The 24,510-nt window shown below is 63.9% G+C and carries 24 protein-coding genes; 12 read left to right on the top strand and 12 right to left on the bottom strand.

The window, feature by feature from the left end; translation table 11 throughout:
* Nucleotides 1-187: 187 nt before the first annotated feature.
* Together rep and THL1_RS27745 are read left to right on the top strand one after the other, a co-directional pair.
* Nucleotides 188-2,200: a DNA helicase Rep gene (gene rep / locus THL1_RS27740; RefSeq protein ID WP_069086239.1), complete on the top strand. Its 2,013-nt coding sequence runs from the start codon at nt 188-190 to the stop codon at nt 2,198-2,200.
* A gap of 101 nt (nt 2,201-2,301) precedes the next feature.
* Complete coding sequence (locus tag THL1_RS27745) at nt 2,302-2,874, top strand: xanthine phosphoribosyltransferase (protein WP_069086240.1); 573 nt, start codon at nt 2,302-2,304, stop codon at nt 2,872-2,874.
* 287 nt (nt 2,875-3,161) lie between these two features.
* Here THL1_RS27745 and THL1_RS27750 read toward each other — a convergent pair whose 3' ends face one another.
* From THL1_RS27750 to dadA, 5 genes are all read right to left on the bottom strand, one after another.
* The gene (locus THL1_RS27750; protein ID WP_069086241.1) at nt 3,162-3,584 is read right to left on the bottom strand and encodes a c-type cytochrome; all 423 of its coding nucleotides are present in this window, start codon (nt 3,582-3,584) and stop codon (nt 3,162-3,164) included.
* 132 nt (nt 3,585-3,716) lie between these two features.
* Nucleotides 3,717-4,265, bottom strand: a complete 549-nt coding sequence (locus THL1_RS27755; protein WP_044873211.1) for a cupin domain-containing protein — start codon at nt 4,263-4,265, stop codon at nt 3,717-3,719.
* 201 nt (nt 4,266-4,466) lie between these two features.
* Nucleotides 4,467-5,534, bottom strand: coding sequence for an alanine racemase (alr, locus tag THL1_RS27760; RefSeq protein ID WP_069086242.1), 1,068 nt, complete (start codon nt 5,532-5,534; stop codon nt 4,467-4,469).
* A 70-nt stretch (nt 5,535-5,604) separates the two neighbouring features.
* A complete protein-coding gene (locus THL1_RS27765; RefSeq protein WP_069086243.1) occupies nt 5,605-5,958 on the bottom strand; it encodes a RidA family protein in 354 nt (117 codons plus the stop codon).
* Nucleotides 5,933-7,231 (bottom strand): D-amino acid dehydrogenase, encoded by a 1,299-nt coding sequence (gene dadA, locus THL1_RS27770; protein ID WP_069086244.1) that lies wholly within the window; start codon nt 7,229-7,231, stop codon nt 5,933-5,935. Before dadA ends, THL1_RS27765 begins: the two co-directional genes overlap by 26 nt.
* A gap of 158 nt (nt 7,232-7,389) precedes the next feature.
* Here dadA and THL1_RS27775 point away from each other — a divergent pair, with 158 nt between their 5' ends.
* The gene (locus THL1_RS27775; RefSeq protein ID WP_016495366.1) at nt 7,390-7,878 is read left to right on the top strand and encodes an Lrp/AsnC ligand binding domain-containing protein; all 489 of its coding nucleotides are present in this window, start codon (nt 7,390-7,392) and stop codon (nt 7,876-7,878) included.
* 95 nt (nt 7,879-7,973) lie between these two features.
* On the top strand, nt 7,974-9,296 hold the full coding sequence (locus THL1_RS27780; RefSeq protein WP_069086245.1) for an NAD(P)/FAD-dependent oxidoreductase: 1,323 nt from the start codon (nt 7,974-7,976) through the stop codon (nt 9,294-9,296).
* A gap of 165 nt (nt 9,297-9,461) precedes the next feature.
* On the opposite strand, the gene THL1_RS27785 is transcribed toward THL1_RS27780, so the two are convergent.
* Both THL1_RS27785 and THL1_RS27790 read right to left on the bottom strand, forming a co-directional pair.
* Nucleotides 9,462-10,613, bottom strand: a complete 1,152-nt coding sequence (locus THL1_RS27785) for an MFS transporter (RefSeq protein WP_069086246.1) — start codon at nt 10,611-10,613, stop codon at nt 9,462-9,464.
* Nucleotides 10,614-10,738: 125 nt separating this feature from the next.
* Nucleotides 10,739-12,232 (bottom strand): aldehyde dehydrogenase, encoded by a 1,494-nt coding sequence (locus tag THL1_RS27790; protein WP_069086247.1) that lies wholly within the window; start codon nt 12,230-12,232, stop codon nt 10,739-10,741.
* 229 nt (nt 12,233-12,461) lie between these two features.
* On the opposite strand from THL1_RS27790, the gene THL1_RS27795 reads away from it, so the two are divergent.
* A complete protein-coding gene (locus THL1_RS27795; protein ID WP_069086248.1) occupies nt 12,462-13,802 on the top strand; it encodes an aspartate aminotransferase family protein in 1,341 nt (446 codons plus the stop codon).
* A 14-nt stretch (nt 13,803-13,816) separates the two neighbouring features.
* Nucleotides 13,817-14,182 (top strand): cupin domain-containing protein, encoded by a 366-nt coding sequence (locus THL1_RS27800; protein WP_069086249.1) that lies wholly within the window; start codon nt 13,817-13,819, stop codon nt 14,180-14,182.
* 152 nt (nt 14,183-14,334) lie between these two features.
* On the opposite strand, the gene rpmG is transcribed toward THL1_RS27800, so the two are convergent.
* The gene (gene rpmG, locus THL1_RS27805) at nt 14,335-14,490 is read right to left on the bottom strand and encodes a 50S ribosomal protein L33 (protein WP_003464575.1); all 156 of its coding nucleotides are present in this window, start codon (nt 14,488-14,490) and stop codon (nt 14,335-14,337) included.
* A 10-nt stretch (nt 14,491-14,500) separates the two neighbouring features.
* A complete protein-coding gene (gene rpmB, locus THL1_RS27810; protein ID WP_028626887.1) occupies nt 14,501-14,737 on the bottom strand; it encodes a 50S ribosomal protein L28 in 237 nt (78 codons plus the stop codon).
* 356 nt (nt 14,738-15,093) lie between these two features.
* Here rpmB and THL1_RS27815 point away from each other — a divergent pair, with 356 nt between their 5' ends.
* Entirely contained in the window at nt 15,094-16,668 is a 1,575-nt protein-coding gene (locus THL1_RS27815) for an ABC transporter substrate-binding protein (RefSeq protein WP_069086250.1), read from the top strand.
* Here THL1_RS27815 and radC read toward each other — a convergent pair.
* Nucleotides 16,665-17,339: a RadC family protein gene (gene radC / locus THL1_RS27820; protein WP_069086251.1), complete on the bottom strand. Its 675-nt coding sequence runs from the start codon at nt 17,337-17,339 to the stop codon at nt 16,665-16,667. The genes THL1_RS27815 and radC overlap by 4 nt on opposite strands.
* Before the next feature lie 137 nt (nt 17,340-17,476).
* Here radC and coaBC point away from each other — a divergent pair, with 137 nt between their 5' ends.
* From coaBC to THL1_RS27845, 5 genes are all read left to right on the top strand, one after another.
* The gene (coaBC, locus tag THL1_RS27825) at nt 17,477-18,685 is read left to right on the top strand and encodes a bifunctional phosphopantothenoylcysteine decarboxylase/phosphopantothenate--cysteine ligase CoaBC (RefSeq protein ID WP_069086252.1); all 1,209 of its coding nucleotides are present in this window, start codon (nt 17,477-17,479) and stop codon (nt 18,683-18,685) included.
* A gap of 6 nt (nt 18,686-18,691) precedes the next feature.
* Nucleotides 18,692-19,147: a dUTP diphosphatase gene (gene dut, locus THL1_RS27830; RefSeq protein ID WP_069086253.1), complete on the top strand. Its 456-nt coding sequence runs from the start codon at nt 18,692-18,694 to the stop codon at nt 19,145-19,147.
* A 1,232-nt stretch (nt 19,148-20,379) separates the two neighbouring features.
* On the top strand, nt 20,380-21,777 hold the full coding sequence (algC, locus tag THL1_RS31520; RefSeq protein WP_414703771.1) for a phosphomannomutase/phosphoglucomutase: 1,398 nt from the start codon (nt 20,380-20,382) through the stop codon (nt 21,775-21,777).
* A 21-nt stretch (nt 21,778-21,798) separates the two neighbouring features.
* Nucleotides 21,799-22,704 carry an acetylglutamate kinase gene (gene argB / locus THL1_RS27840; protein ID WP_069086255.1) on the top strand — a complete coding sequence of 302 codons (906 nt, stop codon included), beginning with the start codon at nt 21,799-21,801 and terminating at the stop codon, nt 22,702-22,704.
* Nucleotides 22,705-22,763: 59 nt separating this feature from the next.
* On the top strand, nt 22,764-23,207 hold the full coding sequence (locus tag THL1_RS27845) for an acyl-CoA thioesterase (RefSeq protein ID WP_069086256.1): 444 nt from the start codon (nt 22,764-22,766) through the stop codon (nt 23,205-23,207).
* Between the two features lie 34 nt (nt 23,208-23,241).
* Here THL1_RS27845 and THL1_RS27850 read toward each other — a convergent pair whose 3' ends face one another.
* A complete protein-coding gene (locus tag THL1_RS27850) occupies nt 23,242-23,832 on the bottom strand; it encodes a DUF4124 domain-containing protein (RefSeq protein ID WP_069086257.1) in 591 nt (196 codons plus the stop codon).
* A 21-nt stretch (nt 23,833-23,853) separates the two neighbouring features.
* Nucleotides 23,854-24,495, bottom strand: coding sequence for an orotate phosphoribosyltransferase (gene pyrE, locus THL1_RS27855; RefSeq protein ID WP_069086258.1), 642 nt, complete (start codon nt 24,493-24,495; stop codon nt 23,854-23,856).
* Nucleotides 24,496-24,510 lie beyond the last annotated feature (15 nt).

Here is a 24,510-nt window from a genome sequence, read left to right on the forward strand (position 1 = left end):
TACACACATCCCTGCGTGACCTTCTGCGAAACGCTCGTGAAGACGGAACTATCGTACTGACTACAGGGAAATTTCCAAGCACCACCCATTTGCAACCGGGGTTGCGTCACAGTTGCCCAGAGGTACTTCGGTACAACCCGGCCAGCCTGCTAGAATGCGCGGCCATTCGCCTTGATCCAGCCCCAGCATGTCCCGACTCAACCCCCGGCAGCAGGAAGCCGTGAACTACGTCGGTGGTCCGCTCCTGGTGCTCGCCGGCGCCGGCTCCGGCAAGACCAGCGTGATCACCCGCAAGATCGCCTACCTGGTGCAGCAGTGCGGGATCCGCGCACAATACATCGTCGCGGTGACCTTCACCAACAAGGCGGCGCGCGAGATGAAGGAGCGCGTCGGCACCCTCCTGCGCGGCAGCGAGGGCAAGGGCCTGACGGTTTCCACCTTCCACAACCTCGGCCTCAACATCATCCGCAAGGAACACGCGCGCCTGGGCTACAAGCCGGGCTTCTCGATCTTCGACGAGTCGGATATCAAGGCGCTGCTGACCGACATCATGCAGAAGGAATATGCCGGGGATGATGGCGTCGACGAGATCAAGGGCTACATAGGCAACTGGAAGAACGACCTGATCCTGCCGGAGGAGGCGCTGGCCAAGGCGCGCAACCCGAAGGAACAGACCGCCGCCGTCGTCTACCTGCACTACCAGCGCACGCTCAAGGCGTACAACGCGGTGGACTTCGATGACCTGATCCTGCTGCCGGTGAAGCTGTTCCAGGACAACCCGGACATCCTCGAGAAGTGGCAGCACCGCGTACGCTACATGCTGGTGGACGAGTACCAGGACACCAACGCCAGCCAGTACCTGCTGGTGAAGCTGCTGGTGCAGCACCGCGCGCAGTTCACAGTGGTGGGCGATGATGACCAGTCGATCTATGCCTGGCGCGGCGCGCGCCCGGAAAACCTGATGCAGCTGAAGGAAGACTTTCCCTCGCTGAAGGTGGTGATGCTGGAGCAGAACTATCGCTCCACCAGCCGCATCCTGAAGTGCGCCAACATCCTCATCGCCAACAATCCCCACGTGTTCGAGAAACAGCTGTGGAGCGAAATGGGCGTGGGCGACCCGATCCGGGTGATCCGCTGCCGCAACGAGGACGCCGAGGCCGAGCGCATCGCCATGGAAATCCTCACGCTGCACCTACGCACCGAGCGCCCCTACAGCGAGTTCGCCATCCTCTATCGGGGCAACTACCAGGCCAAGCTGATGGAGCTCAAGCTCCAGCACCACCAGGTGCCCTACCGGCTTTCCGGCGGTACCAGCTTCTTCGGCCGCCAGGAAGTGAAGGACCTGATGTCCTATTTCCGCCTGCTGGTGAACCCGGACGACGACAACGCCTTCTTGCGGGTGATCAACGTGCCACGCCGGGAGATCGGCTCGACCACCCTGGAGAAGCTCGGCAACTACGCCACCGAGCGTGGTATCTCGATGTTCGCCGCCTGCGAAGAAATGGGGCTGACCGAGCACCTGGACAGCCGTTTCACCGACCGCCTGCAGCGTTTCAAACGCTTCATCGACAGGGTGCGCCAGCAATGCGCGCAGAACGATCCTATCGCCGCCCTGCGCAGCATGGTGATGGACATCGACTACGAGAACTGGGTTCGCCAGAACGCGTCCAGCGACAAGGTCGCCGACTTCCGCATGGGCAACGTCTGGTTCCTCATCGACGCCCTGAAGAACACGCTGGAGCGCGATGAGGACGGCGGCATGACGATTGAGGAAGCCATCGCCAAGCTGGTGCTGCGCGACATGCTCGAGCGCCAGCAGGAAGAAGAGGAAGGCGCCGACGGCGTGCAGATGATGACCCTGCACGCCTCTAAGGGCCTGGAGTTCCCGTATGTCTTCATCATGGGCGTTGAGGAGGACATCCTCCCCCACCGTTCCAGCATCGAAGCCGACACCATCGAAGAAGAACGCCGCCTGGCCTACGTGGGCATCACCCGCGCGCGGCAGAACCTGGCCATGACCTTCGCCGCCAAGCGCAAGCAGTATGGCGAAATCATTGATTGCTCCCCCAGCCGCTTCCTCGAGGAACTGCCTCAGGAAGACCTGGAATGGGAAGGCATGGACGACGCACCAGTGGAGGTGAAGGCCGCACGCGGCAATACGGCCCTGGCTGACATCCGTGCCATGCTCAAAAAATCTTAGAGCCTGCTTTTAACGCAGCAGGGCCCACGCGCAGCTGATCGTGAACTGGCTCTAAATCAAAGCACCCCGGCGAAGACCGGGCCATTTATGAGGGTAATGGCGTGGAAGCGCTGAAACAGAAGATTCGTGAAGAGGGCATCGTACTGTCCGACCAGGTACTGAAGGTCGACGCCTTCCTCAACCACCAGATCGATCCACGCCTGATGCAGCAGGTAGGCCATGAGTTCGCTGAGCGCTTCCGCGGCAAGGGCATCACCAAGATCGTCACTATCGAGGCCTCCGGCATCGCCCCGGCGGTGATGGCCGGCCTGGAACTGGGCGTGCCGGTGATCTTCGCCCGCAAGTTCCAGTCGCTGACCCTGAAGAACGACCTGCTGATCTCCAAGGTGTTCTCCTTCACCAAGCAGACCGAGAGCACCATCGCCATTTCGGCCAAGCATCTGACCTCCGCCGACAATGTGCTGGTAATCGATGACTTTCTGGCCAACGGCCACGCCGCCAAGGCGCTGATCGACCTGATCGGCCAGGCCGGCGCCAGCGTCGCCGGGCTCGGCATCGTCATCGAGAAGTCCTTCCAGGAAGGCCGTGCCCTGCTGGAAAGCGAAGGCTACCGGATCGAGTCCCTGGCGCGGGTCGCCTCCCTCGCCGACGGCAAGGTCACTTTCGTCGACTGACCCGTAAACGGCTCGCCATGCTATGGGAGACTCCATGTCAATCAGCCGTGCAGCGGCCCCGTAGGTTGGTCCGAGCCTGCGAGGCCCAACGTGGCCAGTCACAGGCGCCGCAGCGTTGGGTTTCGCTGCGCTCTAGCGGAACGCCGCCCGCACCCACCTACGAAAGGTTGTGGGAGCGATTTCAATCGCGAATGAATTCGCACACAGCAGCAGCTGCGACAACGGGTCGCAGCGAGCAGGCACGAAAAAGCCGCCCTCGGGCGGCTTTTTCGTCGATGGCGGCGCTATTACAGGCCGGACATCTTCTTGATGGCGCCTTTCAGCTCATCATCGGTGCAGTCGGCGCAGGTGCCTTTCGGCGGCATGCTGTTGATGCCGGTGATGGCCTTGGCCAGGATGCCGTCGAGGCCGCCCTGGTGGTCAGCACGCTCTTTCCAGGCAGCGGTATCGCCGATCTTCGGCGCGCCCAGCACGCCAGCGGTGTGGCAGGCGCCACAATGCTTGGCGATGATGTCGTCCGGCGTACGCGCACCGCCGCCCGCAGCGGCTGCTACGGCGCCAACGCCCTTGCATTCCTGACCCTGAACGCAGACCTCGCCCACCGGCTTGATGCGCTCGGCGATGGCGTCGTCGGTCGCGGCCTGGGCGCTAACAGCCCACAGGGCCAATACGGCAGCATGGGCCGCCAGCATTTTCTTGATTAGGTTCACCCTTACACCCTCATCGTGGCTAGTATCGCCCGCGGCCACGGTTTCGCGGGCGGGCGCAAGTATATACGGTTAGTCCGCCACGCTGAAACAACCCAACTTGTCGCAGGGAAATGAGCGTGGCCGTTATCGAATTCAGAAGTTCGCCGGCGTGGTCGCGCTGATGAGCCGCGCAGGGGCGTCGAACGGATTGCGGAAGCGGTGGGGCTTGCTGCTTTCGAAGTAGTAACTGTCACCCGGTTCGAGGATGTACACCTCGCTGCCGATGGTCAGCTCCAGGCGCCCCTCCACCAGCATGCCGGCCTCTTCACCGTCGTGGGCGTACATCTCGTCACCGGTATCGGAGCCTGGCGGATAGGTTTCATCGAGGAAGGCCAGGGCGCGGCTGGGATGGGCCTTGCCCACCAGCTTCATGGTGATGGCGCCGCTGCAGATATCGGTGAGTTCGGAAGCCCGATAAACCACCTGGACCTGGTTTTCCTGCTCGAGATCGAGGGAGAAAAATTCCACCAGCGACATGGGAATGCCCCCCAGCACCTTCTTCAGCGAACTGATGGAAGGGCTGACACTGTTTTTCTCGATCATGGAAATCGTGCTGTTGGTGACACCCGCGCGCTTGGCGAGTTCACGCTGGGACAGGCCTTTCAGCTTACGGATGGCTTGCAGTCGAACACCGACGTCCAATGGCGGGATCCTCCTTTGGGGATCAGGGGTAGTCACGGTCGCCGTATCATGGCAACAGCGTTCAGTATTTACAACACTTCGGCTGTCGATACTGCGCGAACGCTTCCCCGCCCCGCGGAAGATTTTGGCGTCATTTCGATTGGGTAGGAAACGTCGGTGAAATGGCTTGAATCATAGCCATTTCGCTGCGCTCTCAACGCATCAAACGTAAACGAGCGGAACCCGGCGCAGGTTGCAGAAAATCTGGTACGGAATGGTACCGGCGTGGGCCGCCACATCACTGGCCAGGACCTCCTTGCCCCACAGTTCGACACGACTGCCGAGACCGGCATTGGGCAAGTCGGTGAGATCAACGGTGAGCATGTCCATGGACACCCGACCGATCAGACGGCTGGGCTGGCCATCGATGCTCACCGGGGTACCGGTAGGCGCATGGCGCGGGTAGCCGTCGGCGTAGCCCATGGCGACCACGCCCACGCGGGTCGGGCGCTCGGTAACGAACTTCGCGCCGTAGCCGACTGGCTGGCCGGCGGGCAGTTCGCGGACGCTGATGATCTTCGATTCGAGGGTCATCACCGGCTTCAGGCGAGCAGCCAACGGATGGGCTACTTCGAACGGGGTTGCGCCATAGAGCATGATGCCGGGGCGCACCCAGTCGCTCGGAACCTGCGGCCAGCCAAGAAGCGCCGGCGAGTTGCGCAGGCTGACTTCGGCTTCGAGGCCGGCGCGGGCCTGTTCGAAGACGGCCACCTGCTCGGTGCTGCTGGCGCAGTCCAGCTCGTCGGCGCGGGCGAAGTGGCTCATCAGCACGACATTCTCAATCTTGCCGCTGGCTTGCAGGCGCTGCCAGGCGTCGCGGTACTCGGCCGGGTGCAAGCCAACGCGGTGCATACCGGAATCCAGCTTGAGCCAGACGGTCAGCGGCTTGCCCAGACTGGCGCGCTCGATGGCCTCGAGCTGCCAGCTGGAGTGCACCACGGTCCAGAAGTCGTGCTCCTGGATCAGTTCCAGTTCATCGGCCTCGAAGAATCCTTCCAGCAAGAGGATCGGCTTGCGAATACCTGCCGCACGCAGTTGCAGCGCCTCCTCGATGCAGGCCACGGCGAAGCCGTTGGCCTCCGACTCGAGCGCCTGGGCGCAGCGCACCGCGCCATGACCATAAGCGTCGGCCTTGACCACGGCGAGGGCCTTGGCACCGCTGACTTCGCGGGCGAGGCGGTAGTTGTGGCGCAGGGCTTCGAGATCGATCAGGGCACGGGCGGGACGCATGGCGAGGACTTCTTCTGATAATTGATCGGGCGGAAAAAACCCGGCACGAGTGCCGGGCTGAGCAAGAAACTTAGGGAAGCGCGGCGACGACCGTCATTTCCACCAGCACGTCGGGCGAGTACAGCTTCGCCTCGACGCAGGCACGGGCCGGAGCGGCGCCCTTCGGCACCCAGGCATCCCACACCGCGTTCATCGCGGCGTAATCAGCCTCCATGTCCTTCAGGTAGATGGTCACCGACAGGATGCGACTCTTGTCGGTACCCGCTTCGGCCAGCATCGCGTCGATGGCGGCCAGGGTCTCGCAAGTCTGCTGGCCGACACCCTCGCTGTGCTTCTCATCCAGTTGGCCGGCCAGGTAGACCGTGCCGTTGTGGATGACGATTTCGCTGTAACGGGTTTCAGTGCGCAGGCGCTGGATTGACATTGCTCGGGGTCTCCTTGGAATTGCCATAACGGAAGATGTCCAGGCCTTCGGCGCTGATCTGCGGATGCTTGCGCGCCATCAGATCGGCCAGCAGGCGGCCAGAGCCGCAGGCCATGGTCCAGCCAAGGGTACCGTGTCCGGTGTTGAGGAACAGATTGCGGAACGGTGTGGCGCCCACGATCGGGGTGCCGTCCGGAGTCGCCGGGCGCAGGCCGGTCCAGAAGCTTGCCTGGTTCAGGTCGCCACCTTCCGGGTAGAGATCAGCGGTGATCATTTCCAGGGTGTCGCGGCGAGCCGGATTCAGGTCCAGATTGAAGCCGGTGATCTCGGCCATGCCGCCCACGCGGATGCGGTTGTCGAAGCGAGTGATGGCGACCTTGTAGGTCTCGTCGAGAATGGTCGAGGTCGGAGCCATGGCCGGATTGGTGATCGGCACGGTCAGCGAATACCCCTTGAGCGGATAGACCGGAGCCTTGATGCCGAGCGGCTTGAGCATTTGCGGGGTATAGCTGCCGAGGGCGAGCACGTAGCGGTCTGCGGTTTCCAGCTTGCCGTCGATCCACACGCCGTTGATGCGGTCGCCGGCGAAGTCCAGGCGCTCGATGTTCTGACCGAAGCGGAATTCCACGCCCAGCTTCTCCGCCATCTCGGCGAGGCGGGTGGTGAACATCTGGCAGTCGCCGGTCTGGTCGTTGGGCAGGCGCAGGGCGCCGGCCAGCTTGTGCTTGACCCTGGCCAGGGCCGGTTCGACGCGGGCGATGCCATCGCGGTCGAGCAGCTCGTAGGGCACGCCGGAGGCTTCGAGGATGGCGATGTCCTTGGCTGCGGCGTCTACCTGGGCCTGCGTGCGGAACAACTGGGTTGTACCGAGGGCACGGCCTTCATAGCTGATGCCGGTTTCAGCGCGGAGCTCGTCGAGGCAATCGCGGCTGTACTCGGACAGACGCACCATGCGTTCCTTGTTCACCGCATAGCGGGCGGCGGTGCAGTTGCGCAGCATCTGCGTCATCCACAGGTACTGGTCGATGTCGCTGGTGGTGCGAATGGCCAGCGGCGCGTGCTGCTGCAGCATCCATTTGACGGCTTTCAGCGGCACGCCGGGCGCCGCCCAGGGCGATGCATAACCGGGGGAAACCTGGCCAGCGTTCGCGAAGCTGGTTTCCATGGCCACGGCGTTCTGGCGGTCGACTACGACCACCTCGAACCCTGCTTGGGCCAGGTAATAGGCGCTAGTCGTACCAATCACACCACTGCCAAGGACCATCACTCGCATGTCTGTCTCCATTCGCAGCGGGGAATTCGCTGCGTTTGTTATTTTGAGCGTCGTTGTCGCGCAGTATAAGGAGACAAACCCAGTGATATTCACTATATAGATAGCTATATTTGGCGATAATTCTCGGCAGAATGCGCTTCAACGGAGGGGCATCCACCATGCGCACCCAGCATCAATCCCGTCGTGAACTGGACAAGATAGACCGGAATATTTTACGAATCCTGCAGGAAGACGGCCGGATTTCCTTCACCGAACTGGGTGAGCGCGTGGGGCTTTCCACTACGCCCTGCACCGAGCGCGTCCGCCGCCTGGAGCGCGAGGGCATCATCCTCGGCTACAACGCACGGCTTAACCCGCAGCACCTGAAGGCCAGCCTGCTGGTATTCGTCGAGATCAGCCTGGACTACAAGTCCGGCGACACCTTCGAAGACTTCCGCCGCGCCGTGCTCAAGTTGCCCCACGTGCTGGAATGCCACCTGGTATCCGGCGACTTCGACTACCTGGTGAAGGCACGCATCAACGAAATGGCCTCCTACCGTAAGCTGCTCGGCGACATCCTGCTGAAGCTGCCCCATGTGCGCGAATCCAAGTCCTACATCGTCATGGAAGAAGTGAAGGAATCGCTGAATCTGCCGATTCCCGACTGATTTCGAGCGTTCCGAACCCCTTGGCACAGCCTGGGGGTTCGTCTTATCCTGCCCGGGCGTAAAATTTTCCAAACAACAAAATCAGGATTTCGCACATGAACGCCCGCGTTCGCATCCCGGTGCACACCGAACAGCACGCCCCCTCCTATTACGCCGCGACCGCCAATCGTCGCATCGAGTACCCGCCCCTGGCGGGAGAGGAGTTGGCCGATGTGTGCATTGTCGGTGGCGGTTTCTCCGGGCTGAACACGGCAATCGAACTGGCCCGGCGTGGCCGTTCGGTGGTGCTGCTGGAAGCCCGGCAGATCGGCTGGGGCGCCAGCGGGCGCAATGGCGGGCAACTGATCCGTGGCGTCGGCCACGGCGTCGAGCAGTTCGAATCGGTGATCGGTGCCGACGGCGTGCGCGCCCTCAAGCTCATGGGGCTTGAGGCGGTAGAGATCGTCCGTCGCCGCGTCGAGGAGTTTTCCATCGACTGCGACCTGACCTGGGGCTACTGCGACCTGGCCAATAAGCCTCGCGACCTCGCCGGATTCGCCAAAGATCTGGAGGAACTGAAAGGCCTCGGCTATCGCCACGAGCTGCGCCTTGTTCAACCACACGAAATGCGCAGCGTGGTGGGCTCGGACCAGTATGTCGGCGGCATGATCGACATGGGCTCCGGCCACCTGCATCCCCTGAACCTCGCCCTGGGCGAAGCCGCCGCTGCGCAATCTCTCGGTGTGCGCCTGTTCGAGCATTCAGCGGTAACCCGCATCGACTACGGCCCCGAGGTGAAGGTGCACACCGCTCGCGGCCAGGTCCGCGCCAAGACCCTGGTACTGGGCTGCAATGCCTACATGAACGACCTCAATACCAGCCTCGGGGGCAAGGTGCTGCCCGCCGGCAGCTACGTGGTCGCGACCGAGCCGCTGCCCGCCGATCTCGCCGGCGAGCTGCTGCCGCAGAACATGGCGGTGTGCGACCAGCGCGTGGCTCTGGACTACTACCGCCTCTCGGCCGACAACCGCCTGCTGTTCGGCGGCGCCTGCCACTACTCGGGACGTGACCCGGCGGACATCGGCGCGTACATGCGGCCGAAAATGCTCAGGGTGTTCCCGCAACTGGAAAACGTGCGCCTGGATTACCAATGGGGCGGCATGATCGGTATCGGCGCCAACCGCCTGCCGCAGATTGGCAAACTGCCGGATCAACCCAACGTCTACTTCGCCCAGGCCTATTCCGGCCACGGCGTGAACGCCACGCACCTCGCTGGCCAGTTGCTGGCCGAAGCCATCTGCGGCGAACAGAGCACCGGTTTCGACATTTTCGCCAAAGTGCCGCACATCACCTTCCCGGGCGGCCGCCACCTGCGCTCGCCACTGCTGGCGCTCGGCATGCTCTGGTATCGGATGAAGGAAGCGGTGGGGATCGCCTGATCCTTACCCTTTGGGAGATTCCATGCTAACGCCCTAGCCCCAAGGGTGGATGGCGCTTTTCCATCCACCAGCGGCGCTATGCCGGGCCTCGAATGGTGGACCGGTGAAGCGTGGTCCACACTACTACTGAAGCCCATCCTACGAAGAACCAATGAACGGTGGTTTTCAATCGGCTATCGCCTCGGCATCGTCGTCGAACAATTCGCGACTCCAGGCCAGCCAGACAAAGCCTGCCGCGCCCAAGGCCATCACCAGAGGCAGCGCATGGCCGCTCACCCATTGGCTCGCGGCGCCGGTCACCAGCGGCCCGATCAGGCAGCCGATTCCCCAGAGCTGGGCGATATGAGCATTGGCCCTCACCAGTTCGTCGTCGCGATAACGCTCGCCAATCAGGATCAACGCCAAGGTAAAAAGCCCGCCTGCGCTTGCGCCGAACAGCACCCAGACCGGCCAGATCAGCGGCGTGTGCAGGAGCAACGGAATGGCCAGACTGCTCAGCAGCAGCGTCACGCCGCAAGCACGGAACAAGGTGAGTCGGGACATCCGGTCGGCCAGCCAGCCGATGGGCAATTGCAGGGCGGCGTCGCCGACCACCACGACGCTGGCCATCATCAGCGCCACCTCTTGAGAGAAGCCCTGGCGCAGGCCGTAAATTGGCAGCAAGGTCAGCATCATGGCTTCGAAGGCTGCAAACAACACCACGGCCCAGGCAATGGTCGGCAGGCGCGCGCAGAAGGTCCAGAGCCCCCGACCGGAGGCGCTGTGGGCGTCGACGCTGGGTGCGCCGGTGCGGCCCAGCAACAGCAGCGAGCCACCGATCAGCAGGCCGGTGCCGGTCCAGAAGCCTAAGTCATTTCCGGTTCCCAGTGCACTCAGCAGCAACGGGCCCGACAGCTGGCTCAGTGCGTAGCCCGTACCATAGAGCGCCACCAGGCGTCCGCGCCATTCCTCGACCGCCAACTGGTTGATCCAGCTTTCGCCGAGGATGAACACGACCGTCAGGGCCACGCCGATCAACAGGCGCAGCACCAGCCAGACCGGATAGGCCTGCACCAGCGCCAACATCGCCACTGACACGGCGCCCACCAGCAAGCACAACTGCATCAGAGTGGTGGTGCCGAAGCGCGCAGCCAGGCGCCCGGCGATCACCGCGCCGAGCAGCACGCCCACCGCCGGGGTCGCAGCCATCACGCCGATGGCGAAGCTGTCGTAGCCCCAGCTCTCCAGCCGCAGCGACACCAGCGGCATGGTCACGCCAAGGGCGAGGCCGATGCTGATGACCGCGCCACAGACCGCGAAGTAGGTTCCCCAACGCATTGCCAATGTCCTCCCTTTCCGTGTGGCGCAAAGCAAAAAAGGCCGGGTTCCATCGCTGGAAACCCGGCCGCAGGCGTGGCTCGTAGAGCCGGCCCCCGATGACGGGGGCGGACCTCAATTGGGACTCAGAGCTTGATCCAGGTGGACTTCAGCTCGGTGTACTTGTCGAACGCGTGCAGCGACTTGTCGCGGCCGTTGCCGGACTGCTTGAAGCCGCCGAAGGGCGCGGTCATGTCGCCACCGTCGTACTGGTTGATCCAGACGCTGCCAGCGCGCAGGGCCTTGCCGACCAGGTGGGCGCGGGACAGGTTGTTGGTCCACACCGCTGCGGCCAGGCCGTAGATGGTGTCGTTGGCGATGGCGACTGCTTCTTCTTCGCTGTCGAAGGCGATGACCGAGAGCACCGGGCCGAAGATTTCTTCCTTGGCGATGCGCATGGCATTGCTCACGCCGTCGAAGATGGTCGGCTCGACATAGGTGCCGCCGGTTTCTTCCAGCACGCGCTTGCCACCTGCGACCAGTTTGGCGCCGTCATCATGGCCGGCCTGGATGTAGGACAGCACGTTGTTCATCTGGGTGGTGTCCACCAGGGCGCCGACGTTGGTGGCCGGGTCCAGCGGGTTGCCCGGTTTCCAGGCCTTGATGGCCTCGACCACCATGGGGACGAACTTGTCCTTGATGGAGCGCTCCACCAGCAGGCGCGAACCGGCGGTGCAGACTTCGCCCTGGTTGAAGGCAATGGCGCCGGCAGCGGCTTCGGCAGCAGCCTGCAGGTCAGGGGCGTCGGCGAAGACGATGTTCGGGCTCTTGCCGCCGGCTTCCAGCCAGACGCGCTTCATGTTGGATTCGCCGGCGTAGATCATCAGTTGCTTGGCGATCTTGGTGGAGCCGGTGAACACCAGGGTGTCGACATCCATGTGCAGGGCCAGGGCTTTGCCCACGGTGTGACCGAAGCCCGGCAGTACGTTCAGCACGCCGGCCGGAATACCGGCTTCGATGGCCAGTTGGGCCAGGCGGATCGCGGTCAGCGGCGACTTCTCGGACGGCTTGAGCACCAGCGAGTTGCCGGTGGACAGGGCCGGGCCGAGCTTCCAGCAGGTCATCAGCAGCGGGAAGTTCCAGGGCACGATAGCGGCGACAACGCCCACCGGCTCACGGGTCACCAGGCCCAGTTCGTTGTGCGGGGTGGCGGCGACTTCGTCGTAGATCTTGTCGATGGCCTCACCACTCCAGCGGATGGCGCGGGAGGCGGACGGTACGTCGACGCTCAGGGAGTCACCGATCGGCTTGCCCATGTCCAGGGTTTCCAACAGGGCCAGCTCTTCGGCGTGGGCGTCGATCAGGTCGGCGAAGCGGATCATCACTTCCTTGCGCTTGACCGGCGCCAGGCGCGACCACACACCGGACTCGAACACGGCGCGAGCGTCCTTCACCGCCAGCTCGGCGTCGGCCAGGTCACAGCTGGCAACCTTGCCCAGCAGGCGGCCATCGACCGGGCTGATGCAATCGAAGGTCGCGCCGGAAACGGCGTGGGTGTACTCGCCATGGATGAAGGCGCGGGTCTCGATCTGCACGGACTTGGCGCGTTGTTCCCAGTCTGCACGGGTCAGGGTGGTCATTGGAGCTTTCCTCTTATTAGAAGAGTGCCGCCAGCTCAGGCATGCACTGTCAAAAATTCTGCAAGGCCGACCTACGAATGGCCATCCTCGCAACCCTAAACCAGACGGGCTAGCCTTTTCAATATAATTGACAGAATTCCGTCAAACGCCCTTGTCATGTTCATTATATTAAACATAGACTCCGCAAAAATCACTACAACGCCTCTCCTTGCCTTCTCTGGTGGTCACAATGACAAACGCCTTCGCGCCGAAACCGGGCAGAATATCCAACAGTCTTGACGATTTCTGGATGCCCTTTACTGCCAACCGCCAGTTCAAGGCCAAGCCACGCCTGCTGGAAAGCGCCGAAGGGATGTACTTCACCAGCACCGATGGACGCCAGGTACTCGATGGCACCGCCGGCCTCTGGTGCTGTAACGCCGGCCATGGCCGCCGCGAGATCACCGAAGCCGTGAGCCGGCAAATTGCCAAGCTCGACTTCGCTCCCACCTTCCAGATGGGCCACCCGCTGCCGTTCGAACTGGCCGAGCGCCTGGCGGACGTTGCACCCAAGGGCCTGAACAAGGTGTTCTTCACCAACTCCGGCTCGGAGTCGGCCGATACCGCCCTGAAGATCGCCCTCGCCTACCAGCGCGCCATCGGCCAGGGCACCCGCACCCGCCTGATCGGCCGTGAGCTGGGCTACCACGGCGTCGGCTTCGGCGGCATCTCGGTGGGCGGCATGGTCAACAACCGCAAGGCCTTCCCCGCCCTGCTGCCGAACGTCGATCACCTGCCACATACGCTGGATATCCAGCGCAACGCATTCAGCCGTGGCCTGCCGGAATTCGGCATCGAGAAGGCCGACGAGCTGGAACGCCTGGTGACCCTGCACGGCGCCGAGAACATCGCCGCCGTGATCGTCGAACCCATGTCCGGCTCGGCCGGGGTGATCCTGCCGCCAGTGGGCTACCTACAGCGCCTGCGCGAGATCACTCGCAAGCACGGCATCCTGCTGATCTTCGATGAAGTCATCACCGGTTTCGGCCGCGTCGGCCAGGCCTTCGCCGCCCAGCGCTGGGGCGTCACCCCGGACATCATCACCTGCGCCAAGGGCCTGACCAACGGCGCCATCCCCATGGGCGCGGTACTCGTCGCCGAGGAAATCTACCAGGCCTTCATGCAGGGCCCGGAAAGCGCCATCGAGTTCTTCCACGGCTATACCTATTCCGGCCACCCGGTAGCGTGCGCCGCGGCGCTGGCGACCCTGGACATCTACCAGGGCGAACGCCTGTTCGAACGCGCCATCGAGCTGGAAGGCTACTGGCAGGATGCACTGCTCAGCCTGAAAGACCTGCCCAGCGTGATCGACGTTCGCGCCGTGGGCCTGGTCGGCGGCGTACAGCTGGCGCCAAGCGCCGAAGGCGTGGGCAAGCGTGGCTTCCAGGTTTTCGAGCAATGCTTCCATGACAGCGTGATGGTGCGTGTGACCGGCGACACCATCGCCATGTCGCCGCCGCTGATTGTGGAAAAGGACCAGATCGACACCCTCGTCGGCACGCTCGCCGACTCCATCCGCAAGGCCGTCTGAACAGGAACCGCACAATGAATATCCAGCAGATCGTCGACTTCGCCCAGGCCACCACTGCGCCGGAGCACTATCGCCCGGCGCCGGAGAAGATCCTCAAGGGCGACCCGGAACAAAGCGTGCGCAATCACTACGGGAGCCCATGCGGCCAGTTCAACGTGGGCATCTGGGAAGGCGCCGAGGGCCACTGGACCGTGAGCTATACCGAACACGAATACTGCGAGATCCTCCAGGGCGTCTCGGTAATTCGCGACCAGGACGGCAACGGCAAGACCGTTCGCGCCGGCGACCGCTTCGTCATCCCGGCCGGCTTCTCCGGCACCTGGGAAGTCCTGGAGCCCTGCCGCAAGGTCTACGTGATTTTCGAGCAGGCCGCCCGCTAAGCCTGCTTACACACCATGCTTGTCACCCTTCAGCCCGCCATTGGCGGGCTTTTTTATGGGGGCAGTAAAGGCTCCCGCCACAGGGTTCAAGGCCAATTGCAGGCATGAAAAAGCCCGCACTAGGCGGGCTTCTTCGACAAGGGCCGGATCAATTACTTGATCTTGGCTTCCTTGTACATCACGTGCTTACGCACGACCGGATCGAATTTCTTGATTTCGATCTTGTCGGGAGTAGTGCGCTTGTTCTTGTCGGTGGTGTAGAAGTGGCCGGTACCGGCACTGGACACCAAACGGATCAGTTCACGCATGATTAGCTCCTTAAACCTTTTCGCCGCGAGCACGCAGTTCGGACAGAACTGCGTCGATGCCGCGCTTGTCGATTACACGCATGCCCTTGGCGGAAACGCGCAGACGCACAAAGCGCTTCTCGGACTCGACCCAGAAGCGATGGTGCTGCAGGTTCGGCAGGAAACGACGACGGGTTTTGTTGTTTGCGTGGGAAATGTTGTTCCCAGTAACCGGACCCTTACCGGTTACTTGACAGACTCTCGACATGCCTCAGCCCTCTAAACCACATGCCCAACCCGGCATGGGTTGGCCGCTTGAACTCTCACATTTTGGGCGCTGAGCGCCCGTCTCGTCAGGGTCTTACCGGCCGCACATAGACTGCGAAAGACCGGGCCCCCAGAAAAGAGCGCTGCTTTATATCAGAAAGACCCTAGTGCAACAAGGGCCGTAGCGATTTACCCACAGGCTCGGGGAAGCCGCAATCATACCCGCGCCGCCGCACCAGGGGGGCTACTGCGAGGCGACCGCTCGTCGCCCCCGCGCATTGTCCGCTGACCTGGCTTGGTCTAGGGTAAGGCCTTTGGCCCGCTGCGGGCCCGCCCTCCAATGCAAAGGAGCTTGCCATGCGTTTCGCCGCCCTCCCGCTGCTGTTCGCCCCGCTGTTCGCCCAGGCCGCGACCCTAAGCGTCTGCACCGAGGCCAGTCCCGAGGGCTTCGACGTCGTGCAGTACAACTCCCTGACCACCACCAACGCATCGGCCGATGTCCTGATGAATCGCCTGGTGGAGTTCGACGCCCAGCAGGGCAAGCTGGTACCGAGCCTGGCTGAACGCTGGGAGGTATCCGCCGACGGCCTGACCTATACCGTCCACCTGCGCCAGGGCGTGGCGTTCCACAACACTGACTACTTCAAGCCGAGCCGGACGCTGAATGCCGAGGACGTCGTCTTCAGCTTCCAGCGCATGCTCGATCCGGCCAACCCCTGGCACAAGGTCGCCCAGAGCGGCTTTCCCCATGCCCAGTCCATGCAGCTGCCAAGCCTGATCAAAAGCATCGACAAGGTCGACGACCAACAGGTGCGCTTCTCCCTGAACAAACCGGATGCCACATTCCTCGCTACCCTCAGCATGGGCTTCGCGTCCATCTATTCGGCCGAGTACGCCGGCCAGTTGATGCAAGCCGGCACCCCTTCGATGCTCAACGCCCAGCCCATCGGCACCGGCCCCTTCATCTTCAGGCGCTTCCAGAAGGATGCCGCCGTGCGTTACGCCGCCAACCCCGACTATTTCGGCGGCAAGCCCGGCGTCGATGACCTGGTGTTCGCCATTACCCCCGACGCCAATGTACGCCTGCAGAAACTGCGTCGTGGCGAGTGCCAGATCGCGCTCTCGCCCAAACCGCTGGATGTGCAGTCCGCCGCCGGTGACAAGAACATCCGCGTGATCCAGACGCCAGCGTTCATGACCGCCTTCGTCGGCATCAACAGCCAGCACCCGCCCCTGGACAAACCGCAGGTTCGCCAGGCGATCAACCTGGCCTTCGACAAGGCGAGCTACCTGAAAGCCGTCTTCGAGGGGAGCGCCAGCGCCGCCGACGGCCCGTACCCGCCAAACACCTGGAGCTACGCCAAGGACCTGCCGGCCTACTCCCATGACCCGCAGAAGGCGAAGGCGCTGCTGGCCGAAGCAGGCTTCAAGGACGGCTTCAAGACCACCATCTGGACCCGCCCTTCCGGCAGTCTGCTCAACCCGAACCCCAGCCTCGGCGCGCAACTGCTGCAGGCCGACCTGGCCAAGGTGGGCATCCAGGCGGAAATCCGCGTGATCGAATGGGGCGAGCTGATCCGTCGCGCCAAGGCCGGTGAACACGACCTGCTGTTCATGGGCTGGGCCGGTGACAACGGCGATCCGGATAACTTCCTCACCCCGCAGTTTTCCTGCGCCTCGGTGCAATCCGGGCTCAACTTCGCGCGCTACTGCAATGCCGATCTCGACAAGCTGATCGCCGACGGCAAGACCCACGCCGATCCGGCTGAGCGCACCACTCTCTATACGAAGGCCCAGCAGATCGTCCGCGAGCAGGCGCTCTGGCTGCCGCTCGCCCACCCCACCGCCTTCGCCCTGACCCGCGCCAATGTCGAGGGCTACCAGGTCAACCCCTTCGGCCGGCAGGACTTTGCCAAGGTAAGGCTGGATTAGATCCAGCCTCGCTCCGCCATCGACAACGGCTCACCCGCACCCACGATGAAATGGTCGAGCACCCGCACGTCGATCAGCGCCAGTGCTTCCTGGAGACGACGAGTCAGCTGGCGATCGGCTTCGCTGGGCTCGGCGACGCCCGAAGGATGGTTGTGACTGAGGATAAGCGCCGCCGCGTTGTGCGCCAGGGCGCGCTTCACCACCTGGCGCGGGTAGACGCTGGCGCCGTCGATGGTGCCGTGGAACAGCACCTCGAAGGCCAGCACCCGGTGCTTGGCATCGAGGAACAGGCAAGCGAACTGTTCGTGATGGGAATGGCGCAGTTGCGCCTTGAGAAAATCACGCACGGCCTGCGGGTTTTCCAGCGCGGAGTCGCGGCGCAACCCTTCAGCCAGGTGGCGACGGGCCATTTCCAGAACGGCCTGAAGCTGGGCGAACTTGGCCGGGCCGAGGCCGAGGTGCTGGCTGAAGTCCTGCAGTTCGGCCTCCAGCAGCGCGCGCAGGCTGCCGAAATCGTTGAGCAAGTGACGAGCCAGGTCCACGGCGCTACGGCCGGCCACACCTGTGCGCAAGAATATGGCGAGCAGCTCGGCGTCGCTCAGGGCCGCCGCGCCCAGTTCAAGAAGCTTCTCCCGCGGACGCTCTGCCGCAGGCCAATTACGGATGCTCATGACACCTCCATGGTTGAGCCGCGCCGCTGTTCCAGTGCGGTCGCTGTGCTATCTTAACCCACCTTTTTTGCGCGGCGATCGGCCTGGGGAGGCGCCTTCGCCGCAGCGCACCGTCAACCTCCATAAAAGGCAGGCCTATGCAGCGGCTCTATCGGAAACGCATCCTCTTGGGCGTGGGCGGCGGCATTGCTGCCTACAAGAGCGCTGAGCTGGTTCGCCGGCTCCGCGACCAGGGTGCGGAGGTCCGCGTGGTAATGACCCAGGGCGGCCGCGAGTTCATCACCCCCCTGACCCTCCAGGCCCTTTCCGGGCACCCCGTCCACCTCGAACTGCTCGACTCTGCCGCCGAAGCGGCGATGGGCCATATCGAACTGGCCCGCTGGGCAGACCTGGTTCTGATCGCACCGGCCACCGCCGACCTGATGGCGCGCCTGGCCCAAGGTATGGCGGACGACCTGCTGACGACCCTGGTGCTGGCCACCGACGCCCCCGTGGCGCTGGCCCCGGCCATGAACCAGGCCATGTGGCGCGACCCGGCCACCCAGGCCAACCTGGAAATCCTCGCCAAGCGCGGCTTGCGCCTGTTCGGCCCGGCAGCGGGCAGCCAGGCCTGCGGCGACGTCGGCCTCGGCCGCATGCTGGAGGCCGAGGAACTGGCCCAACGCGCCGCCGACTGCTTCGAGCACCGCGCCCTCACCGGCCGCCACGTGCTGATTACCGCAGGACCGACCCAGGAAAACATCGACCCGGTGCGCTACATCACGAACCACAGCTCAGGGAAGATGGGCTTCGCCCTGGCCGAAGCCGCGGTGGAGGCTGGCGCCAAAGTCACTCTGATCACCGGCCCGGTGCATCTGCCCACGCCGGATCGGGTCAACCGCATCGACGTCGTCAGTGCCCGCGACATGCTTGCCGCCTGCGAAGCCGCCATGCCCTGCGACCTGCTCATCGCCGCCGCCGCCGTAGCCGACTACCGCCCGGAAGTGGTCGCACAGCACAAGATGAAGAAAGACCCGACCAGCGGCGAAGGGCTGCTGCTGCAGCTGGTACGCAACCCCGATATCCTCGCGACGCTCGCCAGCCGACCCGATCGCCCGTTCAGCGTGGGCTTCGCCGCCGAAACCGAGAACCTGCTCGAGTACGCCTCGCGCAAACTCAAGGACAAGAACCTCGACCTGATCGTTGCCAATGACGTGGCCAACCCCACCATCGGCTTCAACAGCGAGGAAAACGCCATCACGGTCATCGACCGGGAACTGGCGCAGACCAGCTTCGCCCAGACCAGCAAAGGCAAGATCGCCCGCCAGCTGATCACCTTCATCGCCGACCGCCTCAACCAGGCCTGAGACTCCATGCACTCATTGCAAGCCAAGATCCTCGACTCCCGCATCGGCAGCGAATTCCCGCTGCCGCAGTACGCCACCCCGGGCTCCGCCGGCCTCGACCTGCGCGCCATGCTCAAGGAAGAAGTCGTCCTGGAGCCGGGCCAGACCATTCTCATCCCCACCGGCCTGTCGATCTACATCGCCGATCCCGGCCTGGCGGCGCTGATTCTGCCGCGCTCGGGGCTCGGCCATAAGCACGGCGTGGTACTCGGGAACCTGGTCGGCCTGATCGACTCCGACTATCAGGGTGAACTGATGGTGTCCTGCTGGAACCGCGGCCAGACCGCCTTCCGCATCGCCATTGGCGAGCGCATCGCCCAGCTGGTCCTGGTGCCCGTGGTCCAGGCGCACTTCGAGCTGGTTGAGGAGTTCCACGAAAGCGAGCGTGGCGCAGGCGGTTTCGGTCACACCGGCAGCCACTGACAGCCCAACACCAGGACGAATCGCCCAGGAGACGTTGAGTGAAACTCTTCAAGCGCAGCAGCAAGGACGCCGCCAACGGATCGACCAGCAAGCGGACCGATGCCACGTCCGCTCGCAAAGGCTCTGACGACCTGATCCCCGGCGCGCTCGCCGCCCTGGCTGGCGTAGCCGCTGCCGGCGCCCTGCTTTGGTTCGGGACCCTCGGCCCCGCCGAGCAGAGCCGCATCGACCAGCTCAGCCAGGCCTGGGGCGGCAGCCAGGCGGCAACCCTGCGCCAGGCCATCACTCAACTTCAGGCCGATACCACGGCCGCCGCCCACGATCCAGGCCTGATCGACGCCCTCAACAGCGGCGACGCCAGCCAGTTGATGGCCGCCGAGCGGGGTCTGGGCTATCGCGACGGCGTGATCGACGCGCACCTCAACCTGCCCGGCCAGGCCCAGCAGAACACCCAGCGCGCCGCGCCCATGAACTTTGCGGCCCTGGACATGCTGCGTCGCCTGGAAAACGGCCAGCAACCCAGCCCGGAAGCCTACAAGGTGGGCCAACGCTGGCTGGTGTATAGCGCCGCGCCGCTACGCCTGAACGGACAGAGCGCGCCCCAGGGCACCCTGCTGCTGGTCTTCGATCTGGAACGCCTGTTGCGCAGCCTACCGTCGCTGCCGGCAGACATCGGACAGCTGCAACTGGCCCAGCAGTTCACCAATGCTCCGGTCCAGGTGCTAGCCCAGCGCGGCGCGGCCGCCAATGCCACTCCGCTGGCCCTGGACAGCGGCAACCCGAACTGGACGCTCAGTTTCACTCCAGGCCAGTCCCTGACCGCATCGCACCTGTCCCCCCTGATGCTGGCATTGGCCGCGCTGCTCGCCCTTGGTGGTGCGATAGCCGGCCTGAAGCTCAGCCAGGGCGTGTTGCAGCGCAAGCTGCGCGATGACACCCAGCAGCTGAATCAACTGCTGCAAGAACTCTCGAACGGCAAGAGCGTCAAAGCCTTCAGTCTGCGCCTGCCGGCGCTGGACAGCCTGGCCCAGGCGCTCGCCCGCCAACCCAGGCGCAAACCCGAGCCGGCGCCGAACAACGGCCTGACCCAGGCGGTCGCCAGCAACCCCGTTGCCCAGGCACCTGCCCGACCGGCCGAACTGGCCGACCCAGTATTCCAAGATACCGACATTCTCGATATCGACATCCTCGACGAAGACCAGGACCTCCTGGGATTGGAGCAAGCCCCCGCCATGACCAGCATCGAACAGATCGCCCCCACCCTGCCCGCCAGCATTTTCCGCGCGTATGACATCCGCGGCGTGGTCGGCGATACCCTCACCACCGAGACCGCCTACTGGGTCGGCCGCGCCATCGGCTCGGAGAGCCTGGCTCGCGGCGAGCCCTGCGTCTCGGTCGGCCGCGATGGCCGCCTGTCCGGCCCCGAACTGGTCCAGGCACTGATCCAGGGCCTGCTGGACTGCGGCTGCCAGGTCACTGACGTCGGCATGGTACCGACCCCCGCGCTCTACTACGCCGCCAACGTGCTCGCCGGAAAATCCGGCGTGATGCTCACCGGCAGCCACAACCCGCCGGACTACAACGGCTTCAAGATCATGGTGGCAGGCGAAACCCTGGCCAACGAACAGATCACCGCCCTGCACACCCGCATCCAGAACAATGACCTGGCCAGCGGCGCGGGCAGCGTCGAAGCGGTCGACGTGCTGGACCGCTACTTCCGCGAAATTCGCGACGACATCGCCCTGGCCAAGCCCATGAAAGTGGTCGTGGACTGCGGCAACGGCGTGGCCGGCGTGATCGCTCCGCAACTGATCGAAGCCCTGGGCTGCACCGTGATCCCGCTGTTCTGCGACGTCGACGGCACCTTCCCCAACCACCATCCGGACCCGGGCAAGCCCGAGAACCTGGAAGACCTGATCGCCAAGGTGAAGGAAGAAAAGGCCGACCTGGGCCTGGCCTTCGACGGCGACGGCGACCGCGTCGGCGTGGTGACCAACGAAGGCACCATCATCTACCCCGACCGCCTGCTGATGCTGTTCGCCAAGGACGTTGTATCGCGCAACCCGGGCGCCGACATCATCTTCGACGTGAAGTGCACCCGCCGCCTGACCTCGCTCATCAGCGGCTACGGCGGCCGCCCGGTGATGTGGAAGACCGGCCACTCGCTGATCAAGAAAAAAATGAAGGAAACCGGCGCGCTGCTGGCCGGCGAGATGAGCGGTCACATCTTCTTCAAGGAACGCTGGTACGGCTTCGACGACGGCATCTACAGCGCCGCCCGCCTGCTGGAAATCCTCAGCCAGGATAAGCGTGACGCCGAACATGTGTTCTCGGCCTTCCCCAAGGACGTCTCCACTCCGGAAATCAACATCACCGTCACCGACGAGAGCAAGTTCCGCCTGATCGAGCGCCTGCAGCGCGAAGCCAGCTGGGGCGAAGCCAATCTCACCACCCTCGATGGCGTGCGTGTCGATTATCCGAAGGGCTGGGGCCTGGTCCGCGCCTCCAACACGACGCCTGTGCTGGTGCTGCGTTTCGAGGCCGACACCGAGGAAGAGCTGGAGCGCATCAAGCAGGTGTTCCGCAGCCAGCTCACCCTCATCGCCCCTGAACTCAACTTGCCGTTCTGATCCGTGTCACTGGAGCCCAGCATGACCCTCAGCCTTGACGCTGCTTCCCACGTCGCCCAGGTCCTGTCCGAAGCGCTGCCCTATATCCGCCGCTTCGTCGGCAAGACCCTGGTGGTCAAGTACGGCGGCAACGCCATGGAAAGCGACGAACTGAAGGCCAGCTTCGCTCGCGATGTGGTGCTGATGAAGGCCGTCGGCATCAATCCGGTGGTGGTGCATGGCGGCGGCCCGCAGATCGGCGACCTGCTCAAGCGCCTGTCCATCGAAAGCCACTTCATCGACGGCATGCGCGTCACCGACGCGCAGACCATGGATGTGGTGGAGATGGTCCTGGGCGGCCAGGTGAACAAGGACATCGTCAACCTGATCAACCGCCACGGCGGCAGCGCCATCGGCCTGACCGGCAAGGATGCCGAGCTGATCCGCGCGAAGAAGCTCACCGTCACCCGCCAGACCCCGGAGATGACTCAGCCGGAGATCATCGACATCGGCCATGTGGGCGAGGTCGCCAGCGTCAACACCGACCTGCTGAACATGCTGGTAAAGGGCGACTTCATCCCGGTGATCGCCCCCATCGGCGTCGGCGCCAACGGCGAGTCCTACAACATCAACGCTGACCTGGTGGCCGGCAAGGTGGCCGAGGCGCTCAAGGCCGAGAAGCTGATGCTGCTGACCAACATCGCCGGCCTGATGGACAAGCAGGGCCAGGTGCTCACCGGCCTGTCCACCGAGCAGGTCAACGACCTGATCGCCGACGGCACCATCTACGGCGGCATGCTGCCGAAGATCCGCTGCGCACTGGACGCGGTGCAGGGTGGCGTGAACGCCGCGCACATCATCGATGGCCGCGTACCTCACGCCGTGCTGCTGGAGATCTTCACCGACAGCGGCGTCGGTACCCTGATCACCAACCGCAAGCGTCACTGAGCGGAGCGACACCCAGACAGGCCGGAGCGATCCGGCCTGTTCCATTTGAGGAGCCGGAAATGGCCACGCTGTCCCGCGATGCGTTCAGTTTCTTCCACCCCTTGCGCGTGCGCTGGGCCGAAGTGGACCCGCAGGGCATTGTCTTCAACGGTAACTACCTGACGTACGCAGACGTTGCCATCACCGAATATTTCCGCGCCCTGGACGTCGCCTATCCGGCCGACCTGCTCAAGGATGGCGGTGACTTCTTCGCGGTGAAGACCCTGCTGGAATACCTGGCGCCGGCACGCTTCGACGACGCACTCGACATTGGCGTGCGCGTCAGCCGCCTGGGTGGCGCCAGCCTGGCGTTCGAACTGGGCATCTGGCGCGGCGGCGAGCAGCTGACCTCAGGCGAAGTGATCTACGTGCATGCCGATGCCGCCAGCCGCAAGAGTCTGCGACTGCCGGAATGGCTGAGAGAGAGGGTCCGGGGCTTCGAGCGTTTAGTCCCGTCTGGCTGACGATCTGGCAGGCCGCCTCGAACAGGGCGGCCAGCTAGCGGGTGCCGCCGAGAAGTTCGGCCAACCGCGCGCGGTCGGCGGCATAGCTCGCCTTCGCCGCCGCGCGGTCCTTTTCGTACCGGGCGATGTCCTTGTCGAGGCCCTTCTGCTGGTCGCGCAGGTTGTCGATCTGCTCTACCAGGTGGGTCGGAACCTCGCGTCCCGCCCGCTCACTTTCCGCCGCCTGGCTCTGCAGGTTGGACTGCTGGGTACGCAGCGACTGCTGATTGCCACGGGCAACGCCGATCAGGCCATCCAGCTCGGCCATCTTGCGCTCCAGGGCACGGTCGATATCCTCGACACTGGTGTAGAGCCGCAACAATTGTGCATCAGAGCTGGCGCGGGCCTTTTCATCCAACTGGCGCTGCATCGCCTCACGGCTGGGTGCAGGCGGGATCACACGCATGACCCGCCCTTGCTCGTTGAGCACCTCATAACCCTTGCCGATGTACTCCGGCGGCACGCCCTGGCGGTCCAGTACGGTCACGCCCTTGTCGTCGACATAGCGATACAGCTCCGCCGCCCCGGCCAACGCGGGCAACAGTGACCCCAGCAGGCCAAGGAAGAGTGCGGGGGGCTTGAGCATTAGGACTCCCAGTCCGGACAGTCAGATACCAAAGTTGGCGCGATAGGTTTCCACGGCGGGCAGGTGCTTCTTCAGCTCGGCGTCACCCGCCAGGTACTCCAGTACCTGTTCAAGCGACACGATGCTGACCACCGGCATGCCGAAGTCACGCTCCACTTCCTGTATAGCCGAAAGTTCGCCCTGGCCGCGTTCCTGACGGTTCAGCGCGATCAGTACGCCGGCTGCCTGGGCCTTCTGCGCCTCGATGATCTGCATCACTTCGCGGATGGCTGTGCCAGCGGTGATCACGTCATCAATGATCAGTACGCGACCGGCAAGCGCCGCACCGACCAGGGTGCCGCCTTCGCCGTGATCCTTGGCTTCCTTGCGATTGAAGCACCACGGAATGTCGATCTGATGATGCTCGGCCAGCGCCACAGCGGTAGCGGCTGCCAGGGGAATGCCCTTGTAGGCCGGGCCGAACAGCACATCAAAAGGAATGCCGCTGTCGACTACGGCGGCGGCATAGAATCGACCGAGCTGGGCGAGCGCCAGGCCACTGTTGAACAGGCCGGCGTTGAAGAAATAGGGGCTGGTACGCCCGGACTTGAGAGTGAACTCACCGAAACGCAGTACTCCGCGCTCAATGGCAAAGCGAATGAAATCGCGTTGGTACGCCTGCATGAAAAGCCTCGGACG

Origin of the sequence: Pseudomonas sp. TCU-HL1, from assembly GCF_001708505.1 — a bacterium.
In the GTDB taxonomy this organism is placed as follows: domain Bacteria; phylum Pseudomonadota; class Gammaproteobacteria; order Pseudomonadales; family Pseudomonadaceae; genus Metapseudomonas.